Consider the following 15186-nt stretch of genomic DNA (forward strand, 5'->3'; position numbering starts at 1 on the left):
CCTCATCATGATTTATACTTCCATGTTTGCTCTGCATGAAGGATACCCAATAAGGAAAAGAAATTATCACCTGGATGCATCGATTGATGTACTGAGTTAGCTGCTAATGTTTTTGGATCATTGTCTAACTTCTTCCAGATACTATTGATGTTAATTTCCAATTCATTCTTGATTGAATCATGCTGATTGTTTGCACTTGCACTAACATAATCGACATAGCCCGAATACATTGTTTGATATTCAAGTACTGAATTATCTGCTGGATTTAGTATCACCAACATAAAATTAACTTTTGCGTTCTGGTATGCCCCTTCTAATGCAAGTACCATATTGTCCTGTTCAATTCCTGATAGGGTAAAAGTTATACCATCGTTTGTTATTGATTTTTGTTCTGTAATATTAGGAAAACCATTATCCATAAAACCGGGATATGAAATGTACTGAACACCATTAATTGAAATATCTGTAAATCCATCATTCCAGTGCAATGGTGTGATTGATTTTGGCATTACATCAACGGCTATTACAGTACAACCAACTGATACTACTTCTGGTAGTGTAAGACTGGTTTTATTAGTTCCCCTGTGCATATTGTAATACTGCAACAGGCTTGCATTTGTATATGTAGTCATTGTTAGTACTCCGTTATTGTAAATATTCTGTTGCTTTAAGTTGAATACTCATTGCATTACCAACGGTTAAACTGTAATCGTTATCGGGATTCAACATAAATTGCCCTTCAATACCTTTGTACTTAATGATTTCACCAATAACGACATTCTGGCGTAGATTTGGAAATACACTGAGTACATTATTAGCATTGGAAATTACCCGATAAATCTTTTTATGGTTACTGAACTGAATCAAAGTACCCACTTCGACTGTATACCCTGATGCAACGGGTATTTGGTATGAACCTTTTGCACGGGCTGCTGTAGCCTGAATTGATTTTGTTTGTGTACCAAGATAGTTACCATAGAATCCAAGAGATAAATTAAATGGTCGGCCTTGTGAATATTGTGCAATGAATGCATTGTATTCTTGTAAGTACTTCTTTTCGAATTGCATTGTAAATTGTATTGTGTAGTACTGAATGCCAGTACTTCTAGTATGAATAACACCTGTCCATGATTGATTGGTGTATATTGGTTCCATCGATGTTACCTGAACATCAGATAGCTTTATATTATTTGTGAATACACTCATTTAGTACCTCCGTGTTATTGTATTTATGAAATAAGTAAGGGGCATATAGCCCCTTTTATTATGTATTTCGTTGTTGTGATTGCCTTACTGCCTGATTAACATTGTTTTTGTGTTTCTTTAACATTGCCTGGAATTGTGCATCATCTGATGAAGAACCACCTTGTACAACTAGTGGTGCGTTAATCACTGTTTGTTGTGTTGGTTGAGTACTTGCATTCTGGTTTTTATCTAGGTAATTATCCAACTTCTTAGCCTGTGGATTTGATAAAACACGTTCACCTTTCGCAAGGTTCCATGTGCCCTCATTGGGAATACTATCTATACCGTCGTGAGCCTGTCCCTGAATGTTAGTACCTTTGATAGTACTGATAATTCCAGCACCTAAAGACAATACCTGTGCATACATGGCAATGTTCTGTGGGAATGGTGTAGCAAGGGCTTCACTTAGTGCCTGCTGAATCTTGATAATACTGGTTGCTACGGCGACACCCTTTGATAATGCAAAAAAAGCCTGTGCTGCACCACTTGATTCACCGAATGCACCCGCCATCATGGTAGCCATGTCGCTGGTTGCTGTACTAATCATACCCATTTGGGCAATCTGTGTTTGGCTCTCAAGTTCTAATGTCTTACGTTGGTATGCACTTTCATAAGCTGATTTCTTCTGATTGTACTGTTCAACACTGATTAGTTTTTTACGGTTCAGATCTTCAAGTAATCCAAGTTCATTAGTATATGAATCCTTCAAAGTACTTTGTTGTTCTTTGATAGAATCTGCATATTCCTGGCTGAATGGGTTATCACTATTGTTAACACCAGTTGCTGATGAAACACGGTCTGACTGATCTTTAAGTACCTTCTGTGTCTGTTTAGGATTTAATCTGTTCCCGATAGCATCAAGATTAGCTTTTAGCTTCTCTGGATCACTTTCTGAAACCATCTGGTCAACCATTTCACTGAAAGCACGAGAACGTGACTTGTATTGTGCTTCTAAGTACTTAGTAGTGTCTGCTTCACTTAGGCCAAGTGTTTTAGCACTTTCACGGATCTTGCGTTCCATTTCATTTTGCTGGTAATCGAACTTAGCAAGCTGTGCGGCAACGGCTGTATCACCCATGTTTCCAAGTACAGCATTTAACTGTTGTTGTGCTTGAATACGTTTCTGTTCTGCTGCCTTTGCGGCTGCTGCTGCTTTATCGGCTGCTGCTTTTTGTTTTGCCAAATTAGGAGCATTCAATTCTGCTAGTTTTGCCTGATAATCAGAATCGAGCTTTTGAAGTGCTGCTGTCTGTGCTGCTACATCACCATTATATGCACTCTGTAAACTGTTTTTGATTTCTTGCTTTGTTTGCTGATAACGTTGATTGAGGCTGTCTAGTGTTGCCTGTGCCTTCTGTGTTGAAGTCTGAAAAGCTGCCATTCCCGCTTTTAAAGTGGCTGCTGATGAACCTATTGGTTCTTTTTGAATGTTTGTAATATCACTGGTTAATGTACTAACTTGTGCATCAAGTGCATTTACATCTGGTTTATTATTAGGATCAATTAAATGTGCGTACTGTGCTGCTGACATTGAAGCACCTGCCGCAAGGTTAGTTACTACTGGATTTTTTACCGGGCCAGTTGCATTTATTTTATTAATTGTTTCCAAAATACCAGCTAATGTATCTGCAACTGGTGAAAGAGAATCATTTAACCATTTTTGCCATGTATTACTTAATTCATTAGTAGCTGCATCATATCGTTTGAAAGCTGCAATTTGGTCTTCAGTCATCGTTACTGTTTGTTGGCTTAAACTATTTTGATAGTCCTGTTCTGTATTAAACTGTTGAAGTACTGCTAACCTGCTGGTTGCATCATTACCAAGCGTTTCAAACATATTAACAAGTTCAGAATTTGAATAACCCTGTGCTTTTGCTGAGAAATAAATTTTCGAATATACATCTTCACCCGCACTTGCCATCTTCTGAAGTTCAAATATATTCAATTTTAAAGGCTGAATAACATCTGTTAACATACTCCCTGCATTATTAAACAGAGCATCTTGTAACTTATCCTTCAAATCCTTCTGTTGATCAGCGATGTTATCGAGTGTTAGACCAGTTTGTCGGTACACATTAGCGAGTTGTTGTAACTGGCTTGTTGACATACCACTTTTACTAGCTGCTGCAATAATTTCCATTGCTTTTTCTGCTTGTTCACCTACTTTAACGAAAGCAGCACCCATCGCTGTAGCAACTGAGCTAGTAGCAAGCATTACCGGATTAAGGCTGGTAAAGCGACCTATCATGTCACCAATGCCACCACTTACAGTACTGAACACACCACCTGAATTTTTCCCGAAAGTACTCAAGGCACGTTCTGATTGTTGAAGTGCCTGTACTAATCCCTGAGAATTACCAGTAATATTGAATACTAATTGCTGATTTTGATTTGGTTGTGCCATTACTTACCACCCATTAATTTCTTGAAAGCTTCTACTTCGCTTTTCTTCTTATCTTTCTGTTTTTCTTCTTTTGATTTAAGAATGTTGTAAAAATCCCAATCTTCATAACTTGCATTTTTGAAAGCACTTTCACTAACATTACCGGATGATTTCAGAATCAAATCACACAAGACGGCAAAACGTAATTGTTGAATGTGTGCTGAAGTAGGTTCAATGAATGTATCGAAAACATATAAGGCATCGAATAAATCAGGTTCATCTGGTAATTCACCTGATCTAATCATCTGCCTTAAACAAAAGCGTACATGGTTATTGCTTCTTACTTTTTTTCAATATGTTCTTCAACTGTTTGCTCAACTTTGAACATTTCATTGATGAATTCAATAATCTGTTCATTCATCTGTGATAAGTACTTCGAATCTATTAAATCTAAGTCTTTTTCTTCAAATACAAGTACTGCATTTTCATCACATATGCAGTACAGAATATTTGATACTACATCCTGGCATTTCTGCATGTTTTGCAGTGATGGTAGACGAATGAAAAGATCCATATCTACATCAAGCTGTACCTTCCTCGTTTCAGGTTTAAGTGCTTTTAATAGTTCTTGCTTATTCATATTATGCACCTGCTGTAATCACGGCTGTAGCTACTGCACCACCATCAATACCAAGTGTGAAATCTTTTGTGATTACCTGATCTTTATCACCTGCAATTGTAGATTTACTAACAAAACAGTTATAGGTAACACTGAAACCTTCTGTTTTAGTTGCATCAGTAAAATAAGATAATTTAACCTGAATACGTGACTGGTTTTCTGCTGCGGTTTCTAATTGTTGATGTACTGCATCATCTGGTAGATAGTTTACAGTTAATGTAATGTCGGGAACATTTTTAGTACCCAATAGTTTACGGTCATATGCTGAGTTGAAAGATTTAACAGTAATGACGGTACTTTCCGCACCACTTGTTGTAAAACTTGCAACTTCAGGTACTTCTACAAAATCAGTTGCTTCGGTTGAACCTGCTGTACCAATCTGTACTAGGATGTTAGCACCAGAGAAAATATCCATTGCCATATTTAATTCCTTTTTATAATTTGGCGGTACTTCCTGTACCGCACTGTGTTTATACTAATATTATTTATTGTTATATTTCGGTACTGGGAGGTTGTTCAGTTACTAATGTTTCATCATCTTCTAAAACATCATCAGCCAACACACATCGCCAACTACCATCTGATTTTACAGCCCAATATTGTGTATTATCGTTCATATGTATATCCTCCTATATCAATATATGCACCACCATCTGGTGGTGTGTTATTCCAATAATAGTATATGTAAGGATATGCCAATAAAGGAACTTCAAATATACCTTTGCCGTACTGTGCAGTATGAACCATATAATTACCACTGCGTGAAACAACCCATACTACATATCCAGAATAAGATGTAGTATTAGTTACACATACTCTTGTTCGTATAGCTGTTGATGGGTTTAATGTGTTTGCAACAACTGATGTCGAAGTATTTGCCGTTCCTGCGGCTAATACACGACACGATGACCCCCAGTTATCTTCATAATTACAATTACCATTACTACAAAATTCTGGGATGACAGCATTAGCAGATGTTGATCTAAAACTACCCAAATATCTTCGAGTACTATCGCCTGTTTTGATTTTTGCAGGTTTTGCATAATCAACTGGAACTGTGGTTGAGTATTCAATAGCAGGTGTACCAGCATTATCATAAAGATATATATGATACCATGTTGATGCAGTTGTAGAACTGATTGCTAATGTAATATCACTAGTTACTTCTAAGCTTCTTCCCAATCCAGGTATGTAAGCTTCACCTGCATGTACTGTAATTGATGTAGCTGAAACAAGTATATCTAAACCATAGATAGTCCGTTTATTAGAAGTTGTAATATCAAATGATGTAGTACTGGTACTTGTACCACGAGAATCAATTACATCAATTTGAGGTACTATTGCCCCATCTATTGTAGTTCTTGCACGTAGTTTAACTGCTGCATAATCAGCACCACCAACCTGATACTTACTGATTAAGTCACCACCATATACAACTGTTCCGGCTGATGGTGCCGTAGTATCAGCGTTAATGACATTAAAGTTTGTACCAACTGCTGAGAAAGAACCCTTAACACGGATTACCCAAATACCCACGGCTGAATTCATACGAATTTCTGTAGTAGAATCACGTCCATATACTGCACTGGAACGTGACGCTTTAAAATCATATCTACTTGGGAATGCACCACTTCCAGAAGTAGTTAAACCAAATAAATTCCAGTACGTTGTTCTGTCATATGTAGAGGCAAAAGCTCCAGTTAATCCACTTTGTTCTATCAAACCACTACTTTCAGCAACTTGTCTTACAGTACCTTGAATATCCGGTGCGGCGTTTTGTTGCATCTGACCTACTGTATAAGTACCGGAACCATCACCACGCAATACAGGGGCTACATAAGAACCACTGTACGCACCATTAAGATCAGGCATACGGAAAGTAGTAGAACCATCACCTGTAGAGTACTTAGCTCTTTCAGTTGCTGAACCAGTCCATGTAGCATCAGTAGTTGAACTTAGTAATCCATTACTGATAGCACTCCATATATCAGGATAATCAGCACGGTTTAAAAGCTGTCCATCTGCTGGCAAGCATCCTGACCACATTGTGGCACGAGTACCAGCGAACCAGCTTACAGCACCGATCTGATTGTTCATTACACCGTTAAGACTTGGGCCACCACTTCCACCCGCTGAAATGGCAGATTGTAATTGACGTAATGTAACAGCGTCATAATCACTTTGAGCATCTGCACCTAATTCAAGACTTCCACTTAAAGCGGTTAAATCTGTAATATCGCTGTTAATACCTAATTGTGCATATTTGGCATCGGATTCGTTTTTCGAATACACATTTAAGTTAGTTCTTGCTTCTGTTGCATCTACATCAGATAGATTATTTGTAATTGCTAATGAACCAGTATCAGTACTTGAAAGGGTAATATTACCTGATAGTGAATGACCATTTATAGTTAATGTACTTGGTACTGCTTCTGATTTACTATATACATCAAGATTAGTTCTTGCTGTTGATACAGAATTCAAATCAGATAGATTGTTTGAAATTGCCAATGAACCAGTATCAGTACTTGTTAATACAATATCAGTACTTAAAGCATGACCATTAATAGTTAATGTTTTTTGTACATATGAACTATCAGTTTCTTCTTTTGAATACACATCAAGATTAGTTCTTGCTTCTGTTGTATCATTCAAATCAGATAGATTATTTGCAATTGCAAGTGAACCAGTATCAGTACTTGATAATACAATATCAGTACTTAAATCATATCCATTCACTTTGCGTGTCATTGGTGTAAACGTAGCATTAATTTCTGATTGTTCGGGGATCTTCGTCCAGGATGTATCACTGTTCTGTACGTAAAGATGTGGTGTGCCAAGTGAATTACCTACAATCTTAAGAGTATCAGTACCATCAACCCATGCAGTACCGTACATATCAACACCAAGGGGATTCTGTTCCTGCAATGCTGGTACTTTGATTAGGCTGTTTCCGCTTGGTGTACTTGATTCATAATGAGGTACTTCTAGGCCATTTGAACCTAGGCCAAAATCACCCCATGAAAGATTAGGCAAGTCTTGTGTAGTACCCCTGCTTACCACATCTTCTGCTGTGAAAGTGTATGAACGGTCAAATACTGCATTCTGATCACTTGAATCTGAATAGGCAGTACAAAAACCTGCGAGAATAATGTAGTGCTGGTCAAGGGATTCATCAGATTCATATAGACTTATTTTAATTTGAAATTTTTCACCATCACTGAACCTATCTAGTAAGTACTGGTGAGAAAGATTATCCGGTACATAGTGAACAACGATAGATACCGAATTAATATTCATACTTCCAGATATAATCTGTGTGTATTCGTCCTGATAGGTTTCAATACTGGTATTATCACTGTTAATTGTTACTGTTGGGAATTCAGCAAGGTTATCAATTTCTACATATCCAACACTGTTTACTGTCGTATTAAACGCATCGTTGTTGTAGAAGATCTTTGTTCTGTTCCCTAAAAATATTCCTGACATATAATCACGTCCTTGTTATGTAATTTATTTGTACTGTTAACATGATTGTATTTATGCCACTGACTGGATCAATATCTTCAGTACTGCTAACAATACTGTTACTCGATACATTCACACCTTCAATCACGAATGGTTGATTTACAATACTCACAACCTGATTCATTATAGTAAGGCAATCCGTAGCAGATTTAGATGTACATGAAATATCCATTTGACATTGTGCATTCTGAATCTTGCTAAAGTTATCCTGACGTTGTTCTGTAATGTTAGTAATTAATAATGCATAACTTCTATCTTCTTGTTGTTTTAGTGGTTCACGTATAACCAGACCATCAGAAGAAAGGAGATCGTAAACATGATTTTTTATTGTTATTATATTCATGCTTAGATCTCCCGATAATAGACATTAACGATTCCTGATAAATCGTCGGATATGTCATAGATTTGATAGTTTTTATAGTTATATGTGAAAGTATCTTCTAGGTTTACAATACCTTGTTTAGTACTGAAATACATTTGTTCTGTTTGAATTAAACCATCTGTACCATCGATTACAATTTGTTCTTGTTCAAATATTACTGTTATATCAGTACTACCATTTATACTTATTGTTTCACCAAAATAATCAAGAAGAGCAGTTACTTGTTGTTTGGTAAATGCTCTACTCATATTAATTACGCCGTGATAGTAATAGTATGGAATGCTTCTGGACGTGTTACTTTAAAGTCGATAGTTGACCAAGTACGAACATACATACCTTTTTTAGCACGAGCGGTTGTAGTATCAGAATCTAATTCTAAATCACCCCATGAAGCGATTACGATATTAGAGAAATCACCCATTACAACAACACCATCAGCTACTAAATTACTTACTACTACTGGAGTAGAACCAGCCAATACCATGTTATCACCAGTGCCTTCAAGCAAGAACTTAGCGTTGGTGTTACCTTTAACAACTACCTTACGGCATAGTGCAGCCATTGCAGGTGACATAACAGCAACAATATTTGCTTCAGAGACATTGTTAGTACCAAGAGTTGCTAAACCGTCAATAACGGTATCATAATCAACCGCTGTTACATCAGTATTAGAACCAGCTTCGGCAACTACTTCAGCCATTACTAATTTTTCTAATTTATTTGCTGAACCTTTTAGAATTGCATCACTTACAAAACGTTCTGCCGCTGATGCAGATTTTTGCATGATGTGAGTTAGGTATACAGAACCTGTGAAATCACGAGGTACTAAGTCAATAGAACCAAATGATGGATCAGCTTCTACACCTGCACTATCTTCATTCACAAAACCGAATGAATCAGTAAAATCACCGCCCAAGTAAGGGATACTTAAAGTACCGTTACCTTCCAAGCCAGAAATAACCATTAGGTTAAATTTAGCTAAGATTGAATTTGCACGTAGTACATCTACGTAACTATCATATTTAATAGTTTCTTGAATAAGAGATGCACCAGTTGTTGAACTAACAGCACGTAATGCTGATGCAGGTACGATCGCACCACGTTCACCCATTTCTGTTTGAATCTCTGTTCCGTCAACGAAACTACGAATTAATTGTTTTAAAGAAAATTCCATTTTATTATCTTCCTTGATATTGTTATTAATATTTGTTAATTGACGTTTGAAATCTGCAACACTAATTCCTTTAGAGATTGCTTCTGTTACATCGACTTTTAAAACGCGAGCCATTCCCTCAAGTTCAGCAATACGTTCTTGTTCTTCTGTTTTATTTATCATTTCAGAATCTGGTTCTGATCCAGCTTCCTGTTCGATTTCAGTACCTTCAGATTCAGTACTATCATGTTCTGCTACTTCGTCTGGTTCAGTACTTTGTTCCTGTTCGGTTTCAGTACTTTCAGATTCTGATTCAGCTTGTGCTTCTTCCGCTTCAGATTGTCCCTGAATCATTTCAAGTAATTCAGGACGGTTTAATATTTCTGCATATAGTTCTTCGTCTGATACATCTAAAGCACGGCCTACACCTACTAGATCATCTGCTGGTACACTAACCATACTGATCTCGTAAGGCATCCAGCTTGTTACTAATAGGTCTTGTCCTTCGATTCTGTAATCTAAAATTTCATATCCTACTGATACTTTTGTTAGTACTTTCTCCATTACCATACGGTACTTTTCATCAGCTTTTTCAGTACATGAAAAGCGAACCAATGCACGACCTACTTTGTCTTGATCAATACTGGCAATCTCGACAACACCAATTTGATGATCAAGATTGTGATTGAATAGAAGTGCTGCGGAGTTGTTTAGACGTGTTAAATCACAATTACCTTGCCCGTGTAGTAATATTTCATTATATTCTTGCCCGTTGATAATTCTTGTAACTGGCGATTCAGAACTAAATGAAAGCATTACAGTACGAGTATCATCAGGTTGTACTGTTGTTAGGTTCATCTCCCTGGTTTGGGTTTTGTTGAATTCCATTTTCTTCATTTTCCTTTTTAATTTCTGCGAATACCTTCTCTGGTTCGCCTCCCATATCTAATATGATTTGAGTTTTTGACATAACACCCATTTCCAAATACGTTTGTCTTTCCTGTGCATCACGTTGTGGATCAATACTAATATGTTTAACTGGTATATATCTTGCCTGAGATAAGTTTGTATATTCACTGAATTGTAGTTTCAATGTATTTATCGTCATCATATAATTTGAAAGCCAGCGTTGGTATAATGGTTTAAGTACTTTTGTTATCATGACGTTTGAACGTGTTTTGAAAGTACTTTGCTGCAACTTGTCAGATAGTTTACTTGCTGAGAAACTTGCATTACTTGTATCCATAGTTAGATTCTGTTTACTTATGTTTAGTCCCATAGCTACCTGTGTCATTAATTCACTAATGAATGTATCAATTTGATCTACACCACTATTAGGATTAATTGTTTTAACATCCTGACCCGGATTCAGTTCGAAGATTGCCCCGGGTTCATAATATTCGCTGTAACTGGCAGTACTGGTATTCTCATCAATCATCATATTGTCAGTATTGGAATTTGTTATAAAGCCCATACTACTGGCTGAAATCTTCTTCTGAATTAGAGCGGCTTCAATAAAAGTACTCAAGTCTTTTAGATTCTCTGCAACACATAACAAATCAGGTATACCCCGTTCCTGTCCTGCAAAGTCTGGAATATAGTAGTGAATGATTTCATCTGCTGGGATACGTTCATAAGTGCTGTAATCTACGAGATAGGTTACAGGATTATAACGACATACATAGTAAGCAAGTGGTTTACCATACTGATCGAATTCAATACTATTACTGATGTATGAACCACCAGGTAATAGACCAACCTTGGATGAACTTAACCTTGCCGCGTCAATGATTTCTACTTTCATATCCTTATGAATACGGATAAAGCATTCACCATCTACTGCTCTGGTCTTTTCAACCAATTGCTGAAACAAATCAATAGTAAGTTGTCCGTTAATACTGAATTGTTCTGGATCTTCCGCCCATGTATAGAAAAGCTGTTCTAATGCATTCCCTAAATCTGGATTTGCTGAAATTGGTGTAGGGCGAATTGTTATACCGTCTGCACCAGTCACCCCATCGGCACACTGAACTACATAGCGTTTCGCTACTGGATTGTTAACGGCTAATTCGCGTGATTTGTTCCGTGCTGGTGTTAATACATAACGTAATACCTGATTGATGTTAGTACTTGATACACCACCAATACCCAAATCGATAATAGGACGGCGGATTGCATCTATTTCACGTTTCAATTGTCCAGTAATCTTCTGTACTTGTAATTTTCTTACCTGTTCTGGTGGTTGTGGTTTCTTCCTGAAAAAATTAAACATCAGTTGCGACCCTTCTTCAAAATTGTAATTGATTTAAAAATTCCGGCTGAATTCTTTTTCTGTAATCTATTTATTCTTTCAATGAATAGTGCTCTTAATTTATACAACGAATCTATACTGTCATTCACAATTGTTTTGTTATTGATGGTAATTTGTGTAGTTGCATTCTTAGCACGGTTTTCAATTATTGAATCTATTTCTTTAACCATCATTTTTGCATAAGATAGTTCATCTGCGGATTTCATTGGATCAATTACTGTAATGTTGTTTATAGTAATAGTACCGTTATTGTTTAATACATATGCAAACGTCCCTTCTTCCCAAGTACTGGTGTCAATTGTTTGTGTGGTTTGTATGTCTTCTGTATTGGAGTACTCATATAGTGTTTGGTTACTGTTTCCTATTTTCAGAGTACTGGAAGCTGGGATAGCTTCAATGATAGTTTCCCCAATATATATTGTTTCCTTCATTTTTATTATTTCTTCCCTAACCAGTTACTTTTTCGTCTTGTCGTTGTTCGAGACTCTGGCTTATTCTCATTGTATTTATCATTTGTTTGATTAGATTTATATATTCGTAAATCTTTGAAACCAACACGACTAAGACAATAGTTCATAGCGATCATTGCATAATTCAAACAGTCCAGCGTTTCATTACGTTTAATTCCTTTCTTTATTATCCAGCGTAATGAATCACCTTTTCTTTTAAGTTCTTCACTGGTTAACTGATCAAAGTAGTCATCTGGAAGGGTACTGGAAAAGTGTAATTGCAATGGTAGCTGGTCTGCTTCTTCCGATAGTGCTCCATTAAGTAGACGCCTAACTGTTGTTTTCCCTTCATTAACGTTAAGTACTAACAGATTGTGTCCACCAGTACGGGATTCTTTGAATAAATCACTGGTAGTACTACTTGATCCTTTGATCGCCCTGAACAGTTTCTTACCTGCACAAAAGCGGTATATGGTGTTACTCGCGTTTCCGTTACTGCTATCTACAAAGGCACAAAGTACTTTTATCTTGCGTCCACTGACTGTACGGAAATCTGCGTTTACATAGGCTTCAAGTTCCTGATAGGCCTTTGCCGTGTACTTGGTACAATCGGGGCTGAAGAACGAGCGATGATCCACCACCCAAACATGATTTTCAGACCATGCAAGCGTTGTACACTCAAGGCGGTCTAACTGCTGGTCTATACCCATTGTGATTGCTAGTGCATCATCGGGTATGCTCTTAACATCGAATTCTTCGCGTAGGTTTTCCAGTAACAGAGAATCAATTTCCTGATTCATCTGGTCATCGTAGGGTAAACCTAAATCATTGTTATAGAATGATTGTAGGTTGAATTCGTAGTGTGCAACGGCAAATGACTGTACTAACTTCTTAATCGTTGTTATTGGGCTGTATAGGCGTGATATGTGAAATCCGGCAACGTCTTTAACTTCTGGATTAGTAGCAATCCATCGCCCATGTTTTACTATCCGTGCCCGTTCTGCCTCTGTTATCTCATGTTCACACTCTGGACAAACTAACCGGGCTGTATCTTCATCCGGTAGTGCTCGTTTGCCATTGTTGATTTGCTTAAATTCGAACCTGACATTTTCCCATTCAAGCGTATGTTCATGATTGCAATGAGGGCATGTTACGAAGTACTTTCGCTGGTCTGATAACTGGTACTCAGTACATATCAAGTCATCAGGAAGTTTTGGAGTACTTGCACACATGACCAAGCCGTCTGTAAAGGTGGCTGCCCGTTGTTCTGCCAGTCTTAGCGGATTACCTTCATCACCTTCTTCAACGTTACTGATTTCATCAAGAAACAAACGTTTGATTGTTTTACCACGCAAAGTACTTGCGGCATTTAGGTTCAACCAGTACAAGAATGTCCCGTCTACAAGTTGCGTCTGATCGACGTTATTGCTGAATGATTTATTATTTTTGTCTGTTAGTAATCGATTGAGTACCGGGCTACGTTGTACAACGTTATCAAACTTTCCGGTTTTCATTAGCTTTACTTCCTTACCAGTCGAGGACGCCACAGCCATATTGGAGGGATCGACGGCCATGAAATACATTGCGGCGTTTAACATGACTGTTGTTTTTAATAATTGAGCTGAACTCTGTAATACTACTTTCCGTATTTTTGGATTTGTTATTATGTCTAATGGTTCTTTCTGGAATTCAAATAGGCGTACAAATTGCCCTGCCATTGGCCCATCTGGAAAAGTAACATTATTCTGTACCCAATCACTGGGTTTCATCTTCCTTGGTGGTAATATCATCTTGATCGACTTCTTCAAGATTGATTGTAATTTCTTGCTGTTCATCTAATTCTTCCGTGAATTCGTATTCCTGATTTCCTATTTCGTTTAGAACATCATCAATAATATTTTGTAGAAGTACTTTTAGTTCTAATGCATCCTGGCATTCGAACAATTCTAGGTAGTACTTCTGTGGTATTGAGCGTAGGTAGTTCTTCAGCTGGCTGAAGTACTCTGATAATGATTGTTCCAGATAGGATAGTTCGATTAAGTTACCAAGCCTCTGTTCAAGCTCTATCTCTGCTGTTGCTGCCTCTGCTGCCATTTTTCGTAGTTTTTCTTGTTGTATCTGTTCCTGTACGCTGGTGTTACGCAATGGCTTAAGTATGTTCTCTACAATCCATGCTCTTGCATTGTCTTCGGTATCTTGGGGCATTCCCTTTTCTACCCAAAAGCGTACTGTACTTTCATCATAGCCGTACTCACGTCCAAGTTTTGTTCTGTTGATTGTCATATATGGTTCCCCCTATCGGTTATTTATCGTTAACGTGACGGGGAGGTTTGAAAAATGAATAAATTTTTTAAAGGCCGAGCTGCGAAACCTCTCGATGAGAATTTTCTTCCAGAGGAACCATTATAAACTAATATTATTGATATTCGAATAATTTCAATATGAAACTATAATTATAAATAAGAGTTGTTAAAGTTCTCTATTAATTCCCCGATAACTATTTATCTATAAACACATAAAGGATGCAATAATGGTTACCAAAGTTACTACTGTTAAAATTGAATATACTGTTATATATGATGAGGTTACAAATGATGTTCAAGTTATTACACCACATAAAGGGTCAACGGGTTCCCATGGTGTAAATGTAGGATCTGCTGTTCAGACACATAAGCCTGTTCCAACAATCAAGGTCGATTTATCACAAGAAGATGGTGGATCAGACGTTGCTGACTTTATCAAAGGAAGATTTTAATATATAGTTAAAAACCCATGCTGACGAATACTATCATGCATGGGTATTTAAGTAATATAAGTATAGTTTTCTTCCAAGCATTGAAAGTTCATCATCTCCACACATACTCTATTCCAGGTTAACAACTTAGGTCATAGTTCTACGGCTTAAAGGTTTCAGTACTTCCTGAAAAATATGTAGTTTTACCTCTCTTGCAACCTACCTGTATCTTACCTTGTCAAAGTGGCCTCTATAGGATTAAACTGAATACTTACAGTTCTCTACTTTAGTGCTACTTAATATTAAGCACTACAGGCTGAAT

At 37.2% G+C, this 15186-nt stretch carries 16 protein-coding genes; 1 reads left to right on the top strand and 15 read right to left on the bottom strand.

What is annotated here, in order from left to right; translation table 11 throughout:
* Window positions 1–5: 5 nt before the first annotated feature.
* From DT73_RS12460 to DT73_RS12525, 15 genes are all read right to left on the bottom strand, one after another.
* Window positions 6–632 carry a hypothetical protein gene (locus tag DT73_RS12460; RefSeq protein WP_036109160.1) on the bottom strand — a complete coding sequence of 209 codons (627 nt, stop codon included), beginning with the start codon at window positions 630–632 and terminating at the stop codon, window positions 6–8.
* 13 nt (window positions 633–645) lie between these two features.
* Window positions 646–1206 (bottom strand): hypothetical protein, encoded by a 561-nt coding sequence (locus DT73_RS12465; protein WP_036109163.1) that lies wholly within the window; start codon window positions 1204–1206, stop codon window positions 646–648.
* Window positions 1207–1264: 58 nt separating this feature from the next.
* The gene (locus DT73_RS25135; protein ID WP_051691366.1) at window positions 1265–3649 is read right to left on the bottom strand and encodes a hypothetical protein; all 2385 of its coding nucleotides are present in this window, start codon (window positions 3647–3649) and stop codon (window positions 1265–1267) included.
* A complete protein-coding gene (locus DT73_RS12475) occupies window positions 3649–3933 on the bottom strand; it encodes a hypothetical protein (RefSeq protein ID WP_036109165.1) in 285 nt (94 codons plus the stop codon). The genes DT73_RS25135 and DT73_RS12475 overlap by 1 nt, the downstream gene beginning before the upstream one ends.
* A gap of 35 nt (window positions 3934–3968) precedes the next feature.
* Window positions 3969–4268 (bottom strand): hypothetical protein, encoded by a 300-nt coding sequence (locus DT73_RS12480; protein WP_036109168.1) that lies wholly within the window; start codon window positions 4266–4268, stop codon window positions 3969–3971.
* Window position 4269: 1 nt separating this feature from the next.
* On the bottom strand, window positions 4270–4728 hold the full coding sequence (locus DT73_RS12485) for a phage tail tube protein (protein ID WP_036109171.1): 459 nt from the start codon (window positions 4726–4728) through the stop codon (window positions 4270–4272).
* A gap of 70 nt (window positions 4729–4798) precedes the next feature.
* Window positions 4799–4924: a hypothetical protein gene (locus DT73_RS26935; protein ID WP_255358353.1), complete on the bottom strand. Its 126-nt coding sequence runs from the start codon at window positions 4922–4924 to the stop codon at window positions 4799–4801.
* Window positions 4914–7796 (bottom strand): phage tail protein, encoded by a 2883-nt coding sequence (locus tag DT73_RS25140; protein WP_051691367.1) that lies wholly within the window; start codon window positions 7794–7796, stop codon window positions 4914–4916. Before DT73_RS25140 ends, DT73_RS26935 begins: the two co-directional genes overlap by 11 nt.
* Before the next feature lie 4 nt (window positions 7797–7800).
* Window positions 7801–8178, bottom strand: coding sequence for a hypothetical protein (locus tag DT73_RS12495; protein WP_036109174.1), 378 nt, complete (start codon window positions 8176–8178; stop codon window positions 7801–7803).
* Window positions 8179–8180: 2 nt separating this feature from the next.
* Complete coding sequence (locus DT73_RS12500) at window positions 8181–8465, bottom strand: hypothetical protein (RefSeq protein WP_036109179.1); 285 nt, start codon at window positions 8463–8465, stop codon at window positions 8181–8183.
* A gap of 5 nt (window positions 8466–8470) precedes the next feature.
* Entirely contained in the window at window positions 8471–10258 is a 1788-nt protein-coding gene (locus tag DT73_RS12505; RefSeq protein WP_072006955.1) for a phage major capsid protein, read from the bottom strand.
* Window positions 10203–11642: a phage portal protein gene (locus DT73_RS12510; protein ID WP_051691369.1), complete on the bottom strand. Its 1440-nt coding sequence runs from the start codon at window positions 11640–11642 to the stop codon at window positions 10203–10205. Before DT73_RS12510 ends, DT73_RS12505 begins: the two co-directional genes overlap by 56 nt.
* Window positions 11642–12112 carry a hypothetical protein gene (locus tag DT73_RS12515; RefSeq protein ID WP_036109182.1) on the bottom strand — a complete coding sequence of 157 codons (471 nt, stop codon included), beginning with the start codon at window positions 12110–12112 and terminating at the stop codon, window positions 11642–11644. The genes DT73_RS12510 and DT73_RS12515 overlap by 1 nt, the downstream gene beginning before the upstream one ends.
* 5 nt (window positions 12113–12117) lie before the next feature.
* Window positions 12118–13965: a terminase gpA endonuclease subunit gene (locus DT73_RS12520; RefSeq protein WP_152552521.1), complete on the bottom strand. Its 1848-nt coding sequence runs from the start codon at window positions 13963–13965 to the stop codon at window positions 12118–12120.
* Window positions 13886–14413 carry a hypothetical protein gene (locus DT73_RS12525; protein WP_036109185.1) on the bottom strand — a complete coding sequence of 176 codons (528 nt, stop codon included), beginning with the start codon at window positions 14411–14413 and terminating at the stop codon, window positions 13886–13888. Before DT73_RS12525 ends, DT73_RS12520 begins: the two co-directional genes overlap by 80 nt.
* A 247-nt stretch (window positions 14414–14660) precedes the next feature.
* On the opposite strand from DT73_RS12525, the gene DT73_RS12530 reads away from it, so the two are divergent.
* Window positions 14661–14885 carry a hypothetical protein gene (locus DT73_RS12530; RefSeq protein WP_036109188.1) on the top strand — a complete coding sequence of 75 codons (225 nt, stop codon included), beginning with the start codon at window positions 14661–14663 and terminating at the stop codon, window positions 14883–14885.
* Window positions 14886–15186 lie beyond the last annotated feature (301 nt).

The organism is Mangrovibacter sp. MFB070 (assembly GCF_000705335.1).
Lineage (GTDB): Bacteria > Pseudomonadota > Gammaproteobacteria > Enterobacterales > Enterobacteriaceae > Mangrovibacter > Mangrovibacter plantisponsor.